The 19,207-nt window shown below is 54.0% G+C and carries 16 protein-coding genes; 4 read left to right on the forward strand and 12 right to left on the reverse strand.

The window, feature by feature from the left end; translation table 11 throughout:
* Positions 1–25: 25 nt before the first annotated feature.
* The 4 genes from mzrA to OGW44_RS21740 all read right to left on the reverse strand — a co-directional run bounded on the left by mzrA (position 26) and on the right by OGW44_RS21740 (position 3,636).
* Positions 26–394, reverse strand: coding sequence for an EnvZ/OmpR regulon moderator MzrA (gene mzrA, locus OGW44_RS21725; protein WP_029139667.1), 369 nt, complete (start codon positions 392–394; stop codon positions 26–28).
* Between the two features lie 18 nt (positions 395–412).
* The gene (gene yqjA / locus OGW44_RS21730) at positions 413–1,075 is read right to left on the reverse strand and encodes a DedA family general envelope maintenance protein YqjA (RefSeq protein ID WP_003024820.1); all 663 of its coding nucleotides are present in this window, start codon (positions 1,073–1,075) and stop codon (positions 413–415) included.
* Positions 1,076–1,423: 348 nt separating this feature from the next.
* A complete protein-coding gene (gene exuR, locus OGW44_RS21735; protein ID WP_016157536.1) occupies positions 1,424–2,200 on the reverse strand; it encodes a transcriptional regulator ExuR in 777 nt (258 codons plus the stop codon).
* Positions 2,201–2,334: 134 nt separating this feature from the next.
* A complete protein-coding gene (locus OGW44_RS21740; RefSeq protein ID WP_016154616.1) occupies positions 2,335–3,636 on the reverse strand; it encodes an MFS transporter in 1,302 nt (433 codons plus the stop codon).
* Between the two features lie 472 nt (positions 3,637–4,108).
* Here OGW44_RS21740 and uxaC point away from each other — a divergent pair, with 472 nt between their 5' ends.
* From uxaC to OGW44_RS21755, 3 genes are all read left to right on the forward strand, one after another.
* On the forward strand, positions 4,109–5,521 hold the full coding sequence (gene uxaC, locus OGW44_RS21745; RefSeq protein ID WP_185654421.1) for a glucuronate isomerase: 1,413 nt from the start codon (positions 4,109–4,111) through the stop codon (positions 5,519–5,521).
* A 15-nt stretch (positions 5,522–5,536) separates the two neighbouring features.
* Complete coding sequence (locus OGW44_RS21750) at positions 5,537–7,024, forward strand: UxaA family hydrolase (protein WP_016157534.1); 1,488 nt, start codon at positions 5,537–5,539, stop codon at positions 7,022–7,024.
* 206 nt (positions 7,025–7,230) lie between these two features.
* Positions 7,231–7,785, forward strand: coding sequence for a YgjV family protein (locus OGW44_RS21755; protein WP_016154613.1), 555 nt, complete (start codon positions 7,231–7,233; stop codon positions 7,783–7,785).
* 14 nt (positions 7,786–7,799) lie between these two features.
* On the opposite strand, the gene sstT is transcribed toward OGW44_RS21755, so the two are convergent.
* The 4 genes from sstT to OGW44_RS21775 form a co-directional block, all read right to left on the reverse strand.
* Positions 7,800–9,044: a serine/threonine transporter SstT gene (gene sstT / locus OGW44_RS21760; protein WP_016154612.1), complete on the reverse strand. Its 1,245-nt coding sequence runs from the start codon at positions 9,042–9,044 to the stop codon at positions 7,800–7,802.
* Between the two features lie 242 nt (positions 9,045–9,286).
* Complete coding sequence (locus OGW44_RS21765; protein WP_016154611.1) at positions 9,287–10,255, reverse strand: TerC family protein; 969 nt, start codon at positions 10,253–10,255, stop codon at positions 9,287–9,289.
* Positions 10,256–10,526: 271 nt separating this feature from the next.
* Positions 10,527–11,525, reverse strand: a complete 999-nt coding sequence (locus OGW44_RS21770) for a Gfo/Idh/MocA family protein (RefSeq protein ID WP_185654422.1) — start codon at positions 11,523–11,525, stop codon at positions 10,527–10,529.
* A gap of 72 nt (positions 11,526–11,597) precedes the next feature.
* Positions 11,598–12,098, reverse strand: a complete 501-nt coding sequence (locus tag OGW44_RS21775; RefSeq protein ID WP_016154609.1) for a M48 metallopeptidase family protein — start codon at positions 12,096–12,098, stop codon at positions 11,598–11,600.
* A gap of 83 nt (positions 12,099–12,181) precedes the next feature.
* Here OGW44_RS21775 and rlmG point away from each other — a divergent pair, with 83 nt between their 5' ends.
* A complete protein-coding gene (gene rlmG, locus OGW44_RS21780) occupies positions 12,182–13,318 on the forward strand; it encodes a 23S rRNA (guanine(1835)-N(2))-methyltransferase RlmG (protein WP_065554284.1) in 1,137 nt (378 codons plus the stop codon).
* 56 nt (positions 13,319–13,374) lie between these two features.
* Here the strand turns inward: rlmG and OGW44_RS21785 are convergent, their stop codons facing one another.
* The 4 genes from OGW44_RS21785 to OGW44_RS21800 form a co-directional block, all read right to left on the reverse strand.
* Complete coding sequence (locus tag OGW44_RS21785) at positions 13,375–15,393, reverse strand: oxidoreductase (protein ID WP_049268718.1); 2,019 nt, start codon at positions 15,391–15,393, stop codon at positions 13,375–13,377.
* Between the two features lie 141 nt (positions 15,394–15,534).
* Positions 15,535–16,602: an ABC transporter ATP-binding protein gene (locus OGW44_RS21790; RefSeq protein WP_104651985.1), complete on the reverse strand. Its 1,068-nt coding sequence runs from the start codon at positions 16,600–16,602 to the stop codon at positions 15,535–15,537.
* Positions 16,599–17,987 carry a phosphohexomutase domain-containing protein gene (locus OGW44_RS21795; protein ID WP_049040408.1) on the reverse strand — a complete coding sequence of 463 codons (1,389 nt, stop codon included), beginning with the start codon at positions 17,985–17,987 and terminating at the stop codon, positions 16,599–16,601. Before OGW44_RS21795 ends, OGW44_RS21790 begins: the two co-directional genes overlap by 4 nt.
* A gap of 25 nt (positions 17,988–18,012) precedes the next feature.
* Positions 18,013–19,059, reverse strand: a complete 1,047-nt coding sequence (locus OGW44_RS21800) for a LacI family DNA-binding transcriptional regulator (protein ID WP_185654423.1) — start codon at positions 19,057–19,059, stop codon at positions 18,013–18,015.
* Between the last annotated feature and the right edge of the window lie 148 nt (positions 19,060–19,207).

Genomic DNA, 19,207 nt, shown 5'->3' on the forward strand with positions numbered 1-19,207 from the left:
GTGATCTAATTCAGATTCCTGGAGATTAACCAAAACGGTGCGGGGTATCACGTAAGCGGGATAACCACTGTACCGCCTGATTATCATCATCCTGCTGAGCAATAACGAAACCGTGCGGTAACGTTCGGTCCAGCACGACCTTTGCGGCTGCGCTTTGCGCGCTGGAATCAAAGGTGATCAGCAGCGCGTCATTTTGCGGAGTAATGCTTTTAAAGCGAATGCCGTTGGCGTCCAGGTGATGCCAGATAGAGAAGCCATCAGGCATGGTGGCTCCCTGGTTTACAGCACGAATGGCAAGCGTTGACTCCTGCTGGCGGATGACCGACCAGGTCAGGAGCAGCGCGCCGATAAACAGCATAAAAGTAGTCGTCCAGGCCAGTCGTCGGAGTGTTATGCATGATTTCAGCATAATTTACCCTCGGTTCCCGTATTTCTTTTTCCAAAGCACAACCAGTGAACCTGCCAGACCAAACACCAGTAACACCACGGGAAGCAGCATCAGACAAGACATCAGTTGATCTTCATATTTGAGAAACACTGGCGTTTTGCCCAGCAGATAGCCAAGCGTTGTGAGAATCAGAACCCAAAGCAGTCCGCTCATCCAGTTAAAGAACTGAAAGCGCGCATTGTTCAGACCGGACAATCCTGCGATGGTCGGCAGTAATGTTCTGACAAACGCGATAAAGCGACCGACCAGCAGGGCAGACAAGCCATGCTTATGGAACAGATGATGTGCGCGCTGATGGTAGTGCGCGGGTAGATGAGACAGCCAGTTTTGAACGGTGCGGGTATTTCCCAGCCATCTCCCCTGGATATAACTGAGCCAGCAACCCAGGCTGGCCGCGGTGGTGAGCAGCAGTACCGTTTGCGGAAAACCCATCGCGCCTTTAGCGATAAGTACGCCGACCAGTACCAGTAGACTGTCGCCAGGTAAAAAGGCTGCTGGCAGCAGTCCGTTTTCCAGAAACAAAATGGTAAACAGTACGAAATAGAGCATGCCAATCATGGAGGGATTGGCCAGCGTTTCAAAATCCTGAGCCCATAAAGCATTCAATAATTGAGTCAGTAGTTCCATTCAATATTCCTGGAGAATCGGTTGTCGTCATGCCGGTATTCTGGAGTTTGTAACGCCGCAATTTTATTGGTGTTTTTTACATGGATCGCGGTCTGACACAAATTCACGGCCTGAACTATTCCCTGTAAAGTTGTGAAGTAAGCAAGCTCTCAAACACAAAAATTCAAATAACAACTAATTGTAACAAAGGTCAACGTAGTCCGTTATAGAAATTACGGGTGTTGTCCTGTGATTTTGCTTATCGCAATGGAGGGAGGCGAGAGGATTTACACAGGCTGACACTTTATACCTAATGCTTACCAAGCGTCAGAAACAGGCGCTTTGTCGCGCCTGCATCGTTAAGATTGTTTATTTTGCGCCGTTAGCTGCCGTATCGAGATGAATGACGGGATTATCGGTAAAAAGATAACGGTCTGCGTTGAATTCAAAATCATCGCTGGTTTCGTTAAACAGCATCTGCTTTGTGTTCTCAAGATGCTGCCACATCGCCAGTTTGGCGGCGTGTGGATCTTTGCGAATCAGCGCCCGCAGGATCTGGTCATGGTCGTCGCACCAGTTATCTACCGTACGCAGGTCGATGTGGTCGTGCAGCTTCTTCCAGTAGGGGTTGTGAATACGCTGAGTCCACATTTTTTCAACAATCGCGGCCAGGGCAGAGTTCTGTGTTGCCAGCGCGACCTGCACATGGAACAGGAGATCCCACTCGGAGTCACGAAAGCTTTTTTCGTTACGCGACTTCTCCTGAATTTCCATCAGTTTCATGATGTCCTGTTTGGTCACCTGGGTGGCGGCAAACTCAGCAATATTGCTTTCTATGAGCTGGCGAGCCTGGAGCAGCTCAAACGGACCGTAGCTGGCGAACTCCAGACTTTCATCTGGCGCGACATAGTGTTTGGGTTGGTTTGAAATGACGTGGATCCCCGATCCTTTACGCACTTCAACGTAGCCCTCAACCTCGAGCATGATAATCGCTTCACGAACCACGGTGCGGCTGACATTTTTTTCATCGGCGATAAAGCGCTCGGCGGGGAGTTTGTCACCCACCAGGTAGACACCCTGCTCAATGCGTTCTTTCAGATCAGCGGCAAGTTGTTGGTACAAACGTCGTGGTTCGGTGATTTCCATATGCGCTCCAGGCATGATACGGCAGACTCTATTTGTTATACCACTTTTGCGATTACGGCTCCACTCGCGGCGATAAAAAAGCCGCCAGATGACTGGCGGCTTAGCATTACATAACCTTGTTAAATCGTGTCTGGTTAACTTTGCGCAGCGGGATCGCCAGTTTGCGAAGCTGACTCTACCTCGCTGGCCGATTTGTTCTGCAATACCGTCCAGATGACTAACGCGCCGAGCAGGTCGAATACCGCCAGTACGGCGAACAGCGGGCTGAAGCCGATGGTGTCAGCCAGCGCGCCAACGACCAGCGCAAACAGCGTACTTGCAAGCCAGGCGGACATACCGGTCAGACCGTTCGCGGTTGCCACTTCATTACGACCAAATACGTCAGAAGAGAGCGTGATCAGCGCACCGGACAGCGCCTGGTGAGCAAAGCCGCCGACGCACAGCAGGGCGATAGCAATGTACGGGCTGGTGAACAGACCGATCATCCCCGGGCCAATCATCAGCAATGCGCCCATGGTGACGACCATTTTACGGGAAACGATCAGGTTAACGCCGAACCAGCGCTGGAACAGCGGCGGTAAGTAACCCCCTACGATACAGCCCAGGTCAGCAAACAGCATCGGCATCCAGGCAAACATCGCGATCTCTTTCAGGTTAAAGCCGTAGACTTTAAACATGAACAGCGGGATCCAGGCGTTGAAGGTGCCCCAGGCCGGCTCTGCCAGGAAACGCGGCAGCGCGATGCCCCAGAACTGGCGGTTACGCAGGATCTGACCGAGAGACATTTTCTTGGCGGTGCTGTTTTTATGCTGTGATTCCTGACCATTCAGAATGTAATCACGTTCTTCATCAGACAGTTTTTTCTGGTCGCGTGGGTGTTTGTAAAATACCAACCAGCACATGGCCCAGATAAAGCTCAGGGCACCGGAAATAATGAATGCCATCTGCCAGCTGTGCATGACGATAGCCCAGACGACCAGCGGCGGAGCAATCATCGCGCCGATAGAGGAACCGACGTTAAAGTAACCCACGGCGATTGAACGTTCTTTTGCCGGGAACCATTCAGAACTGGCTTTCAGACCCGCAGGGATCATCGCAGCTTCAGCGGCACCGACTGCGCCTCGCGCTAGCGCCAGTCCACCCCAGCTACCAGCCAGTGCGGTCGCGCCACAGAAGACGGCCCACAGAACGGCGAACATCGCGTAACCAATTTTTGTGCCGAGCACATCGAGCACATAGCCGGCAACGGGTTGCATTACGGTGTAAGCAGCAGAATACGCTGCGATGATATAGGAATACTGTTGGGTGGAGATGTGTAACTCTTCCATCAGAGTTGGCGCAGCTGCCGCCACAGTGTTACGTGTCAGGTAACCCAGCACGGTGCCAAGCGTCACCAGTGCGATCATGTACCAACGTAACCCTTTAATTTTACGCATGTAAAACCTCATCGTTTTGTTATGTCCGCGAACGAGCGGTCATCTTCCAGTTCAGGGAGGAGGATGTTCTTTTACGAGGGGGTAACCGAAAAAAAGCCGGTACTCCCCGAACTCTGCCATGTCAATATTTGTGCTAATTCGGTTTCCGTACCGGTTAATCCGATGGTGATACATCGGTAATTTGCATTCCGTCGGCTTATGTATCGCGACGGCAAAAAGATAACTTGTCATACAGCTTTAAAAGGTGAGTGCCATCACAAAAGTGTGAATCTTCGTGTGGTCATTATTTCGATTCAGCAAAGCCAGTGCTGGTGCGGCTTGGCGCGAGGTTTACCTCTTTGAGAGTAATTTTTTTGTCGCCATTTGTTGATCTAACTCACGAAAATATCTTCAGTGTATGGAAATTGGTGTGATAACTTTGTCAACATCAAAACATAAGCAATCTGACGCACTCGCTGAGAGGAAGACGATAATGACCCCGTTTATGACTGAAGATTTCCTGTTGGACACCGAATTTGCCCGCCGTCTGTATCATGATTACGCCAAAGACCAGCCAATCTTCGACTACCACTGCCATTTGCCACCGCAACAAATCGCGGAAAACTACCGTTTTAATAACCTGTATGACATCTGGCTGAAGGGTGACCACTACAAGTGGCGTGCGATGCGTACTAACGGCGTCGCTGAGCGCCTGTGTACCGGCGATGCGTCCGATCGCGAGAAGTTTGACGCCTGGGCCGCCACGGTTCCGCACACAATCGGTAACCCGCTGTACCATTGGACCCACCTCGAATTACGTCGCCCGTTTGGTATTACAGGTAAGCTGCTGTCTCCGGCAACGGCTGACGAAATCTGGAACCAGTGCAATGAACTGCTGGCGCAGGACAAATTCTCCGCGCGCGGCATCATGCAGCAGATGAATGTGAAAATGGTCGGTACTACCGATGACCCAATCGACTCTCTTGAGCATCACGCGGCCGTTGCTAAAGACGCAAGCTTTGATGTGAAAGTGCTGCCGAGCTGGCGTCCGGATAAAGCCTTTAACATTGAGCAGGCGACCTTTAATGACTATATGGCGAAGCTCGGTGAGGTGTCTGACACGGATATCCGCCGCTTCAGCGACCTGCAAGCTGCGCTGACCAAACGTCTGGATCACTTTGCGGCTCACGGCTGTAAAGTCTCTGACCACGCGCTGGACGTGGTGCTGTTTGCTGAATCTAACGAATCTGAACTGGATAGCATTCTGGCACGCCGCCTGGCGGGTGAAACGCTTAGCGAGCATGAAGTTGCCCAGTTTAAAACCGCGGTGCTGGTGTACCTCGGTGCGGAATATGCGCGTCGTGAATGGGTACAGCAGTACCACATCGGCGCGCTGCGTAATAACAACCTGCGTCAGTTCAAACTGTTGGGTGCGGATGTCGGCTTCGACTCCATCAACGATCGCCCGATGGCCGAAGAGCTGTCCAAACTGCTGAGCAAGCAGAACGAACAGAACCTGCTGCCGAAAACCATTCTCTACTGCCTGAACCCGCGCGATAACGAAGTGCTGGGCACCATGATCGGCAACTTCCAGGGCGAAGGTATGCCGGGCAAGATGCAGTTCGGTTCCGGCTGGTGGTTCAACGATCAGAAAGACGGTATGGAACGTCAGATGACGCAGCTGGCCCAGCTCGGTCTGCTGAGCCGTTTCGTCGGCATGCTGACCGATAGCCGTAGCTTCCTGTCATACACGCGCCATGAATACTTCCGTCGCATCCTGTGCCAGATGATTGGCCGTTGGGTTGCTGCAGGTGAAGCGCCGGCAGATATCCAGCTGTTGGGTGAAATGGTCAGAAATATTTGCTTCAACAATGCGCGTGATTATTTCGCCATTGAACTGAACTAAGGCCTGGGTGAAGGTATGCAATACATCAAGATCCATACGCTGGATAACGTCGCGGTAGCGCTCGCTGATTTGGCTGAAGGAACCGAAGTCACCGTTGATGGGCAAGCGGTAATCCTGCGCCAAGCGGTTTCTCGTGGCCATAAATTCGCTTTATGCGATATTGCGCAAGGCGAAAACGTCATTAAATACGGTTTGCCAATCGGTCATACGTTGGTGGACGTGGCGGCGGGTGAGCATATTCATGCTCACAACACGCGCACGAATCTGAGCGACCTGGACACGTATAGCTACCACCCTGATTTTCAGGCAGAGCTTGTTCAACCCGCCGATCGCGATGTACAGATCTACCGTCGCGCCAACGGCGAGGTCGGCGTGCGCAACGAACTGTGGATCCTGCCGACGGTCGGCTGCGTCAACGCTATGGCGCGTCAGATGCAGAACCGCTTTCTGAAAGAGACCAACGACGCCGAGGGTATCGACGGCGTGCATCTTTTCAGTCACACCTACGGCTGTTCACAGCTGGGTGACGACCACATCAACACCCGTACCATGCTGCAAAATATGGTGCGCCACCCGAATGCGGGTGCGGTGCTGGTGGTCGGCCTGGGCTGTGAAAACAACCAGGTTGATGCCTTCCGCGAAACTTTAGGCGAGTACGATCCTGAGCGTGTTCACTTTATGGTCTGCCAACATCAGGAAGACGAAGTGGAAGCGGGGATTGAACATCTCCATCAGTTGTACAACGTGATGCGTAACGATAAGCGTGAGCCGGGTAAGCTGGGCGAGCTGAAGTTTGGTCTGGAATGCGGCGGCTCTGACGGCCTGTCCGGTATTACCGCCAACCCGATGCTGGGGCGTTTTTCCGACTACGTGATTGCCAACGGCGGCACCACCGTGCTGACTGAAGTACCGGAAATGTTCGGTGCCGAGCAGCTGCTGATGGACCACTGCCGTGACGAAGAAACCTTCGGCAAGCTGGTGACCATGGTCAATGACTTTAAGCAGTACTTCATTGCTCACGACCAGCCGATTTACGAGAATCCATCGCCGGGCAACAAAGCGGGCGGGATCACCACGCTGGAAGATAAATCTCTGGGTTGCACGCAAAAAGCGGGCTCCAGCCAGGTGGTGGATGTACTGCGCTACGGCGAACGCCTGAAGACACACGGCCTGAACTTACTGAGCGCGCCGGGTAACGATGCGGTTGCTACCAGTGCCCTCGCGGGCGCGGGCTGTCATATGGTGCTGTTCAGCACTGGCCGCGGTACGCCGTACGGCGGTTTTGTGCCGACGGTGAAAATTGCGACCAACAGCGAGCTGGCGGCCAAGAAAAAACACTGGATCGATTTTGACGCCGGACAGCTGATCCACGGTAAAGCGATGCCTCAGCTGCTGAGCGAGTTTGTCGATACGATCGTTGAGTTCGCCAATGGCAAGCAAACTTGCAACGAGCGCAACGATTTCCGGGAACTGGCTATCTTTAAAAGCGGCGTAACATTGTAATTACCCTTCATCTTTCGCGTGACAGCCGCGTTGGCTGCGTCCATTCACCTCGGTCACTTACTCCAGTAAGCTCCCGGGGATGTCTGAACTTACCGCCTTGCGGTAGCACGAAATCTATTGGGTAATCGAAATGGAGTGGATTTTAAAAACGGCGTTTCATAATATGGAGCGCCGTTTGTTTTTGCGTTTCCTCACAAGGATCTCCCATGACCGCGTATTGGCTGGCCCAGGGCGTAGGTGTCATCGCCTTTTTGATCGGCATTACCACCTTTTTCAATCGAGATGAGCGCCGGTTCCGGCTGCAACTTGCCGTCTACAGCGCCACCATTGGCGTGCATTTTTTTCTGATGGGCGCCTGGCCTGCGGGAATGAGTGCAGAGCTAAACACCATCCGCACACTCGTCTCGATGCATACCCGCAAACTGTGGGTAATGACCGTTTTTATTATCCTCACCCTGGTTCTCGGGCTGGCGAAATTACAGCATGCGATGGAGCTGTTGCCGATTATTGGCACGCTGGCCAGCACCTGGGCGCTGTTTCGCTGCCAGGGGCTGACCGTGCGCTGCGTAATGTGGTGCGCAACCGCCTGTTGGGTTATCCATAATTTCTGGTTGGGATCGATTGGTGGGACGATGATCGAAGGTAGTTTTCTGGTGATGAACGGCCTGAACATTATTCGCTTCCGGCGGATGCAAAAACGCGGAATTGATCCATTCAAAATTGAAAAAAGCGTACAAGAAGAGAACCCCTCCGTCCGGTGACGGAGGGGCAGAGATTAGCCGCGCAGGGCGTTATTTGCCAGACGTTCGTCTTCAGCCTGGCAGGCCGCAGCGGTAAACAGGACGTCTGTAGAAGAGTTCAGCGCCGTTTCACAGGAATCCTGCAATACGCCGATGATAAAGCCAACGGCAACGACCTGCATGGCGATGTCATTCGGGATACCGAACATATTACATGCCAGTGGGATCAGCAGCAGAGACCCCCCCGCCACGCCCGATGCACCGCAGGCGCACAGCGAAGCCACCACGCTCAGTAACAGCGCTGTCGGTAAATCGACCGGAATACCCAACGTATTCACCGCCGCCAGCGTCAACACGGTGATGGTGATAGCCGCGCCTGCCATATTGATGGTGGCTCCCAGCGGGATAGACACCGAATAGGTATCACGATCCAGGTTCAGCTTCTCACACAGCGCCATATTCACCGGAATGTTTGCCGCGGAGCTGCGGGTAAAGAAGGCGTACACGCCGCTTTCACGCAGACAGGCCAGCACTAACGGATATGGGTTGCGGCGAATTTTCCAGAATACCAGCAGCGGGTTGACCACCAACGCTACCAGCAGCATACAGCCTACCAGCACGGTCAGCAGATGTGCGTAGCCCCAAAGCGTGGCGAAACCGGTGGTTGCCAGCGTGGAGGAGACCAGGCCGAAGATACCGATCGGCGCGAAACGAATCACCAGCTTCACCATAAAGGTAACAGCGTTGGACATATCGTTGACCAGATTTTTGGTCGTTTCATTACCGTGACGCAGCGCAAAGCCCAGACCGACGGCCCAAACCAGGATGCCGATGTAGTTGGCGTTAAGCAGTGCATCAATTGGGTTAGAAACCATGCTCATTAGCAGGCCACGCATCACTTCGATAATGCCGGACGGCGGTACGATATCGCTGGCGCTGCTGGAAAGATGCAGTGTCGATGGGAAGGCGAAGCTGAAGACAACGGCCGCTAACGCTGCGGAAAATGTTCCGAGCAGGTAGAGGAACAGGATTGGGCGGATATTGGTTTTTTGCCCGTGCTGGTGGTTGGCGATAGAAGCCATTACCAGCATCAGAACCAGAATTGGCGCGACGGCTTTTAACGCGCCGACGAACAGAGTACCCAGTAAACCAACGGCTTCTGCCGCAGGTTTTGACACCAGTGCCAGTAAAATCCCCAGAACCAAACCGATCAAAATTTGTTTAACCAGGCTCCCTTGCGCCAGGCGCGAGAATAGCCCCGATGAACGTTGCGTAGTCATGTAGTAATCCTTTCATTGTGTTGTTGCCCTGCCTTTGTGCGTTCTGTAGACGCATCTTTCAGGATGAGGCAAATGTTTGCATGGCTGAGTATAAGGAAAGAACAGGGTTCTGGAAGCGAAATATCCTGGATTTCGCGTTGAGATCATATTTTATAACTTTGAGTTAACATTATTTTGACATGATAAACAAAAAGCCCGACGCACGCAGTGTGCTGTCGGGCTTTTCAGCTAGCAGATGAAACTTACTGTATTTGCTGCTTTTTATCGTGCTGGTGGTTGACCCAGGCGTTCACAATCAGCGTCACAAACAGAATGCCAAATACCACGCCTAACGAGATAGCGATCGGGATATGGTAGAAATCGACGATCAGCATCTTAATACCGATAAACACCAGAATGACCGACAAACCGTACTTCAGCATGGAGAAACGCTCCGCCACGCCCGCCAGCAGGAAGTACATTGCGCGCAGACCCAAAATAGCAAACAGGTTTGAGGTCAACACGATGAACGGGTCGGTAGTGACGGCAAAGATAGCCGGAATACTGTCGACGGCAAAAATGACGTCGCTCAGCTCAACCAGAATCAACACCAGCATCAGCGGCGTAACAAACAGCAGGCCGTTTTTACGCACGAAGAATTTTTCATCTTCGATGGTATCGGTCATGCGCAAATGACCGCGCAGCCAGCGTACTAACGGTCTGTCGCCAATACCGGAAGCATCTTCTTTCGCCAGCGCCATCTTCACGCCGGTAAACAGCAGGAATGCACCGAACACGTACAACAGCCACTCAAATTGGGTGATAAGCCAACTGCCGGCGAAGATCATGATCGTACGCAGAACAATGGCTCCCAGCACGCCATACACCAATACCCGACGCTGCAACGCAGGCGGTACGGAGAAGTAGCTGAACAGCATCAACCAGACAAAGACGTTATCTACTGCCAGCGATTTTTCGATCAAATAGCCGGTAAGGAAAGCCAGCGCCTGTGGGTCGGCAACGGCGCGGCCCTGAGTTTGTGCCAGGTACCACCAGAAGACGGCGTTAAACAGTAACGACAGCGTTACCCAAACGATTGACCAGGCCGCAGCCTGCTTCATCGACATCGTATGCGCGCCACGACGACCCTGCAACAGCAGGTCGATGGCCAGCATAATTACCACCACGACAGCGAAGCCACCCCATAACAACGGTGTGCCGACAGTATTCATTGTATTTCCCCATGCATAAAAAAAACGGCCAACGCCGAATGACGTTAGCCGCTGCTTTTTATGCATAGACCTTGCCATTCGGCAAGGTCTCACTTACAACAACAAAGGAATACGATGGCGTATTCCTTTGTTATCGCCCGGCGACCGGATGTGGTTTTTCACACATCGTAATGACGATCAACCGACAACGAAGTTACTCCCCTTTGCGGGTTACAAAATATTACAGGCCATGCATTCAGTCAATGGCCTGCAACATTCGTTTTACATACCTTTACGCAGTCAGCGATGTTACCGCTTCATCTGCCGGGAAAATCACGCCGGTCTGGCGGCGAATCTCTGTTTGCAGTTTGGCGGTGATACGGCTGACGGCCAGTGCGGGGTGATCCACTTCGCCGGATTCAACCAAATGAGCAAAAGCCTCTGCCTCATACAGCATAGTATTGATGTGCTGAGGCGTCGTCAGATCCTGGGTTTTCCCCCCGCGAGGAACGAAGCACACTTTCTGACACTCGGAGATATGCTCGATCACCAGCGATCCCTGCTCGCCCTGAATTTCACTGGCTAACACCGAGTCGCTTACTTTTGAGTGCTGGAGTGTGACGCTGAAATCACCGTAATTCATCACCACCACGCCGTGGGCATCTACGCCGCTTTCCAGCAGACTGGCGCTGGCCTGAACGCTTTGCGGCTCACCCCACAGCGCAACCGCTGAGGCCAGGCAGTAAAAACCGATATCCATGATCGAGCCATTTGAGAACGCCGGATTAAACGTGTTCGGATTTTCACCGTCCAGATAGCGCTGATAACGCGAGGAGTACTGGCAGTAATTAATAAACGCTTTCCTGATTCTTCCGACTTTGGGTAGAGATTGCTGCAACAGCAGGAAGTTAGGCAAGCTGGCGGTCTTAAACGCTTCAATCAGCACGACCTGATTTTCGCGCGCGCAGGCGATAGCGGCTTCGGCTTGCGCCAGGTTTGAGGCCAGCGGCTTTTCGCAAATAACATGCTTTTTGTGCCGCAAAAACAGCTCGGTCTGCGGGAAGTGCAGGGAGTTTGGACTGGCGATGTAGACGGCGTCGATCGCCTCGCTTTGCGCCATCGCTTCCAGTGAGGTAAACAGATGCTCGACGGGGTAATCGTTGGCGAAGGTCTGCGCCTGTTCAAGGCTACGGGAATAGACCGCGGTTAACTTATATTTGCCGGTTTCATGGGCGGCATCGACAAACTGGCGGGTGATCCAGTTTGTGCCAATTACTGCGAAACGTATCATAATGGCCTTCAGGCTGCGAAAAGGGATCCTTTCGTCAATTTAGCATGCCCTGAAGACAAAGCCAGTGCGCAACTACGCAGTTTGCTTTAACGATTGTTGCGTTAACCACAGGCGGGTATCGAACTCCAGTTGATGATACTGAGGCTCCATATGACAGCACAGCTGGTAAAACGCTTTGTCGTGCTCTTTTTCTTTCAGATGCGCCAGTTCATGAACGACGATCATGCGTAAAAAAGGTTCAGGGGCATTGCGAAACACGGTGGCAACGCGGATCTCCGCTTTGGCTTTTAGCTTACCGCCCTGCACGCGAGATACGGCGGTATGCAGCCCCAGCGCATTCTTCAGAACGTGTATCTTGCTGTCATACATGACTTTATTCAGCGGCGGGGCATTACGCAGGAACTGATTTTTCAGGTCCTGAGTATATTGCCAGAGCGCTTTGTCGGTCGCGAAATCATGCGTTCCCGGATAGCGCTTCTCCAGCACTGCGCCCAGACGCTGTTCAGCAATCAGCGTTCTCACCTGAGAAAGCAAATGTTCCGGGTAGCCCTGGAGGTAAGTTAGTTGGTTCATCTTTGCCCATGCCAATCATAAAAAGTGTATACTCACGCACCCTTTTCAGGGATACGCCGAAATTTTACCATTCAGGAGGGCCGATGAGCCACATAGACAACGGTTTCCGTTCGCTGTCACTTAAACGTTTCCCGGAAACGGATGACGTTAACCCGCTGCTGGCGTGGGAAGCGGCAGATGAATATCTGCTGCAACAGTTGGACGATACCGAGATTAGCGGCCCGGTGCTAATCCTGAATGATACCTTTGGCGCGCTGGGCTGTGCGCTGGCGCAACATGCGCCGTACAGCATTGGCGACTCCTATCTCAGCGAGCTTGCCACACGCGAGAACCTGCGTCATAACGAAATTGCCGAGTCGAGCGTCAAGTTCCTCGACAGTACGGCTGACTACCCGCAGGCGCCGGGCGTGGTGCTGATTAAGCTGCCAAAAACCATGGCGCTGCTGGAGCAGCAACTGCGCGCACTGCGCGAAGTGGTAACGCCGCAAACGCGTATCATCGCCGGGGCAAAAGCGCGTGATGTGCATACCTCGACGCTGGAGCTGTTTGAAAAAGTATTGGGTCCAACCACCACGACGCTGGCGTGGAAAAAAGCCCGTTTAATCAACTGTACGTTCAGCAAACCTGAGCTGGCCGCTGCCTCGCAAACGCTAAGCTGGAAGCTGGAAGGTACCGAATGGACTATCCATAACCACGCCAACGTCTTCTCCCGTACCGGACTGGATATCGGCGCGCGCTTTTTTATCGAGCATCTGCCGGAAAACCTCGAAGGGGAGATTGTTGACCTCGGCTGTGGTAACGGCGTCATCGGTATGACGCTGCTGGCGAAGAACCCGGAAGCCAGCGTGGTATTTGTTGATGAATCGCCGATGGCGGTGGCTTCAAGCCGCTTGAACGTGGAAAGTAACATGCCTGAAGCGCTGGATCGCTGTGAGTTTATGATCAACAACGCGCTGTCGGGTGTCGAACCGTTCCGCTTTAACGCCGTGCTGTGTAACCCACCGTTCCACCAGAAGCACGCGCTGACGGATAACATTGCCTGGGAGATGTTCCACCACGCTCGCCGCTGCCTGAAAATCAACGGTGAGCTGTACATTGTGGCTAACCGTCACCTTGACTACTTCCACAAGCTGAAGAAGATTTTCGGCAACTGCGTGACCATCGCCACCAATAATAAATTCGTGGTGCTAAAAGCGGTCAAAACCGGTCGCCGCCGCTAATCGTGTGTGCCGGATGGCGGCGTGACCGCCTTATCCGGCCTACGAAATACATACTGTTAAATTTCCAGCGCCAGCGTCGTCCCTTGGGCAATAGCGCGTCGGGCATCCAGCTCCATCGCCACATCGCAGCCGCCGATCAGATGCACCGTTTTACCTGCCGCGTGGAGTGGATCAACCAGTTCACGGCGCGGCTCTTGTCCGGCGCAAATCACCACGTTATCCACGTTAAAGATCAACGGTTCGCCGTTCAACACGACGTGTAACCCATCATCATCAATTTTCTGATAGCTAACTGCCGGGATCATTTTCACGCCGCGTGAGAGCAGGGTGGCGCGATGGATCCAGCCCGTCGTTTTCCCTAAACCTTGTCCCGGTTTGCTGGCTTTGCGCTGTAACATCACTATCTGGCGCGGGCTGCGGGATAAGTGCGGGCCTTCCAGGCGTAAGCCGCCAGGCTGTTGCAGGCTGGTGTCGATCCCCCATTCCACGCAGAATTCCGCAATGTTTTGGCTGGTGGGCTCACCGGGCTGGCTCAAATACATGGCGGTATCAAAACCGATCCCGCCGCAGCCAACGATCGCTACGCGTTTGCCCACCGGCATTTTATCGCGCAGGACGTCGAGATAGCTCAGCACTTTAGGATGCGCGATCCCCTCGATCGGTGGCATACGTGGCTCGATCCCGCTGGCGAGGATCACTTCATCGAAGGGGTACAGATCGCGTGCGCTGACAACGTGATTCAGCTTCAGCGACACGCCAGTCACATCGATCATCCGGCGGTAGTAGCGCAGGGTTTCATAAAATTCTTCTTTGCCGGGGATCTGCTTAGCGATATTAAACTGCCCGCCAATCTCGCTATGCGCGTCAAACAACGTCACGTGATGACCGCGTGCGGCGGCATTAATGGCGAAGGCGAGGCCTGCAGGACCTGCTCCGACAACCGCCAGATTTTTCGGCGCAGTGGCGGCAACGATCGGCATTTTGGTCTCATGGCAGGCGCGCGGATTCACCAGGCAAGAGGTGACTTTGCCGACGAAGATCTGATCCAGGCAGGCCTGGTTACAGCCGATACAGGTATTGATCTCATCCGCTCGCCCGGTTTGCGCTTTTGACAGCAGTTCGGCATCGGCGAGGAACGGACGGGCCATCGACACCATATCGGCATCGCCACGGGCCAGAATGTCATCGGCGACTTGAGGATCGTTAATGCGGTTGGTGGTGACCAGTGGGATCGTCACATGCCCTTTCAGCTTACGTGTCACCCAACTAAACGCACCGCGCGGCACCGGGGTGGCGATAGTGGGAATACGCGCCTCATGCCAGCCAATACCGGTGTTAATAATGGTCGCCCCTGCGGCTTCTATCGCCTGCGCCAGCTGGACGGTTTCGTCGAAGGTTCCGCCGTTTTCCACCAGATCGAGCATCGACAGGCGGAAGATAATAATAAAGTCATTTCCGGCACGCTGGCGTACCGCGCGCACCACTTCCACGGCAAAACGCATGCGGTTGGCATACTCGCCGCCCCATTCGTCATTGCGCTGATTGGTGCGCAGAGTCAGGAATTCGTTGATGAGATAGCCTTCCGAGCCCATCACTTCGACGCCATCATAGCCCGCTTCCCGCGCCAGTTGAGCGCAGTGGGCGAAATCTTCAATCAACTGCAGCACCTCATCGTGCGTCAGCTCATGCGGCGTAAAGCGGTTGATTGGCGCCTGAATGGCAGAAGGTGCCACCAGATGCGGCTGGTAGCTGTAACGCCCGGTATGCAGGATTTGCAAGGCGATTTTGCCGCCTTCGTCATGCACGGCGTCGGTAATGACGCGATGATGTGCAAGCTGGCTGGTGTCGTTCAGCATCGCGCCGCCTTCCATCCCCACGCCGGAAAGCGCAGGCGCAATACCTCCGCTCACAATTAACGCTACGCCGTGACGGGCGCGTTCGGCGTAGAACGCGGCCAGCCGTTCTGCACCGTCGGGATACTCCTCCAGCCCGGTATGCATTGAACCCATCAGCACGCGGTTTTTAAGCGTGGTGAAGCCTAAATCGAGCGGGGCGAACAGCGACGGATAGCTCATAAAGGTGTCCAGTATGTAAAATTATTGTTATGTGGTCGGATGAGTTAATAATTTAGCCGTCGCCGCGTAAAAGGGAAAAGGGGAATGCCGTGATTGTGATGGGATTCAAAAAATGCCCCTGCGGACGCAAGGGCAAGTGAGTCAGAACGCCAGTCGTTTACCCAGACCGTCAAAGAGGTGCAGGTGCGACTCTTGTACGGTGAGCGTAAGCGGTGTATCCGGCATGAAGCTAAGCTGTTGAAAAGACTTCAGGCACACGGGGTGGCCGGCTAAATCCAACCACACCAGCGTGGAGTCGCCCTGTAATTCACACAGCCGGGTACGACCTTGCAATGTGAAATCCCCGGTCTGCTGGTACTGCATATGCTCCGGGCGGATGGCGACAAACAGTTTGTCCCCGTCGCTAACGCCTGCGGGCTGACGGGTGAGGCGGAAGACGAGGTTATCGGCGATATGCAGTGCGCCTTCACGCCATACCGCTGGCAGAACATTGATTTTCGGCGTGCCGATAAACTCAGCGACGAACAGGTTTGCCGGGGTGTTATACAGCTCCAGCGGCGTGCCCACCTGCTCAATTTTTCCCTTGTAAAGCACCACGATGCGATCGGCCAGCGTCATCGCCTCCACCTGATCGTGCGTTACATAGATCATGGTGTTTTTCAGGGTGTTATGCAGCTGCTGGATCTCCTGGCGCATCCCGACCCGCAACGCGGCATCCAGGTTAGACAGCGGTTCATCAAACAGAAACAGTTCCGGTTGCTGGACAATAGAACGCCCGATCGCCACACGTTGGCGCTGCCCGCCGGACAGATTCTGCGGCAGCCTGTCCAGCATCTCTTCCAGCTTCAGCATGCTGGCGGCGTGAGCGACCCGCTTATCAATCTCGGCGGCGGGCGTGTTGATATTACGTAAACCGAATGACAGATTTTCCCTGACGGTCATATGCGGGTAGAGGGCGTAGGACTGAAACACCATCGACAGGTTGCGTTTGCCCGCCGCAAGCCTGGTGACCTCTTTTCCCCCCATCAACAGTTTACCGCCGTCGGGGATTTCCAGTCCGGCGATGATCCGCAGCAGCGTGGATTTCCCGCATCCGGAAGGGCCAACCAGCACAATGAACTCCCCGGAGGCGATCTCCAGCGACAGATTTTCAATGATGGTGTTCTTGCCCCATGCTTTATGAATATTGCTCAGGCTTAGCGCGGTCATAACCTCTCCTTGTCAGAATCCCAGGCTGCAATCAGCGTTAAAATTTCATCGGTTTTGCGCGCCAGCAGTGCCGTATCCGCGCGGGTTTCCACGTTCAGGCGCAGCAGCGGCTCGGTGTTGGAGGCGCGTAAGTTGAAGCGCCAGTCAACGAAGTCGATGCTCAACCCATCGCAATCGTCACGCAGGCCGCCGGCTTGCAGATAGTGAGCGGCGATGGATTGCATGACCGATTGCGGATCGGCCACCGTCAGATTGATTTCGCCGGAAACCGGAAAGCGCACCTGGGCGTGTTTGATATACGCCGACAGCGGACGGCTGTCGCTGCCGATAATTTGCAGCAGCAATACCAGTGGGATCATCCCGCTGTCGCAATAGCCAAAATCGCGGAAGTAGTGGTGGCCGCTCATTTCTCCACCGTAGACCGCGTCCTCTTCGCGCATCCGCGCTTTGATAAAGGCGTGCCCGGTTTTGCTGATGACCGGGATTCCGCCGCAGCGAGTTACAACGTCCAGCGTATTCCACGTCAGGCGCGGGTCGAGAATGATGTGACTGCCTGCGGAGCGTTGCAGGAAGTGCTCGGCAAACAGGCCAACCAGGTAGTAGCTCTCAATAAAGCGGCCACACTCATCAAAGAAGAAGCAGCGATCGAAATCGCCGTCCCAGGCGATGCCGAAATCAGCCTGATTCTCGATAACCGCCTGCTGGGTGATGAGGCGGTTTTCCGTCAGCATCGGATTCGGCACGCCCGCCGGGAAATGACCGTCCGGCTGATGGTGCAGGCGGATAAACTCAATCTGAACGCCCGCACGGGCCAGTCCGTCGGCGATCGCGTCAAGCGCAGGCCCGACGGTGCCATGTCCGGCGTTGGTCACAATACGTAGCGGGCGAGTCGGCGGATGCTGAAGGAAGCGCAGCAGGCAGGCAATCCAGGCGGGGCGATTATCATAAGGGATGAGGCTGCCACGATGGACGATCGGAGCAAAGTCATTGCGCTCCGCCAGCGCTTTTATCTCCAGCAGGCCGTTGTCGTTACTGATCGGACGCGCCTCTTCGCGCACCAGTTTCATACCATTGTACTGCGCCGGGTTATGGCTGGCGGTAATCTGAATGCCGCCGTCGGCACGCAGTTCCCGGGTGGCGAAATAGATCTCTTCGGTGCCTGACAGACCAATGTCGATAACATCCACGCCGCTGGAAATCAGCCCGTCGGTCACGGCGGATTTTAACGATTCCGAGCTAAGGCGAATGTCGGCGCCGATCACTACCCGGCGCGGATGGCGCCAGGCGGCGTAAGCGCGACCGATGCGAAAGGCGATATCCGGCGTCAGGTTGACGCCAACCTCACCGCGAATGTCGTAGGCTTTAAAACAGGTTAGTTCATCCATAATCTACTCTTCTGTAATTAATGAGTCAGGCTGACTCCCGAATGATGAGCTGGTAAGGCAATTCATAGTGGGTCACCGGTCCTCTGGTGAGCAGCAATTTGACGGCCATTTCCCCTTTCTTTTCCGCATCTTGCGCGATGGTGGTCAGGCGTATTCCCGCCACCTCAACGGCGAGATTATCGAAACCGGTAACGGCAACCCGCTGCGGAACCGCCAGCTGCTGCCGTTGGCAGTAGTGGATCGCGCCGACGGCGAAGCGATCGGAAAGGCAGATAAGCGCAGTGATCTCCGGATGGGTTTCCAGTAACGCTTTGGACGCCTGTTCGCCGTGTTCTTCATCGTGTCGGGTTTGATACAGCCAGCACGTATCAAGGGCGAAGCCGCGCCGCTGGAAAACCTCCCGGCAGGCATTCACGCGGGAGAGCATCAGCAGGTTGTCGCCGGTGACGGGGGCGGTCAGATCGCACATTCCCTGTGCCGAGGGCTGTGACGGAAAGGCGATGATGCCGAAATGTCGATGACCTTTATCGGCCAGATAACGGGCAATATCGCGCATGGCGCAGGCGTTATCGATGGAGACGCTGCTGTGGTCGGGAAACTGAAAATCGAGCGTGACCACCGGACGCCCATGAGCCAGCGCGTGCTGGATCATGGCCGCATTGTTATGCGTGGCGTTGAGAATATAGCCATCAACCAGGGTGTTGAGCGGCGTCTGTTGCCGCTTACGCAAAGGGATCAAGACCAGATTGACGTTTTGTTCTTCACACTGGACGGCGATCCCCCGCATCAGCGCAATGTCGTGGGGATCGATAAACACGTAACTCATAGAGTCGTTGAATATCACGCCGATGGTGTCAGATTTACCGGTACGCAGCGCGCGCGCCAGCTTGTCCGGTCCCTGAAAGCCAAGCTCGCTGGCATATTGCAAAATTCGCTGGCGCAGCTCCGGAGATAATTTTTCCGGATTATTCCATGCGTTCGACACCGTGGTATGGGAAATACCCATAATCTTGGCCAATGATTTTATCGTAATACGTTTCTTATCTTTATTATCATTAACGTTTATTTTCATGTTTGATATATTTGCTGGGTTTATATATTGGCGTGAATTATTTATTTCTATCGTCCATTGCGTTGAACGTTGATGCAAAGTTTAACGTTAAACATAAAAAGGGGGTGTTAATTTAAGCTCCATTCAATAGCTGGGTAGCGGTAAATCA

The organism is Citrobacter sp. Cb023, from assembly GCF_030336805.1.
GTDB classification, from domain to species: Bacteria; Pseudomonadota; Gammaproteobacteria; order Enterobacterales; family Enterobacteriaceae; genus Citrobacter; species Citrobacter braakii.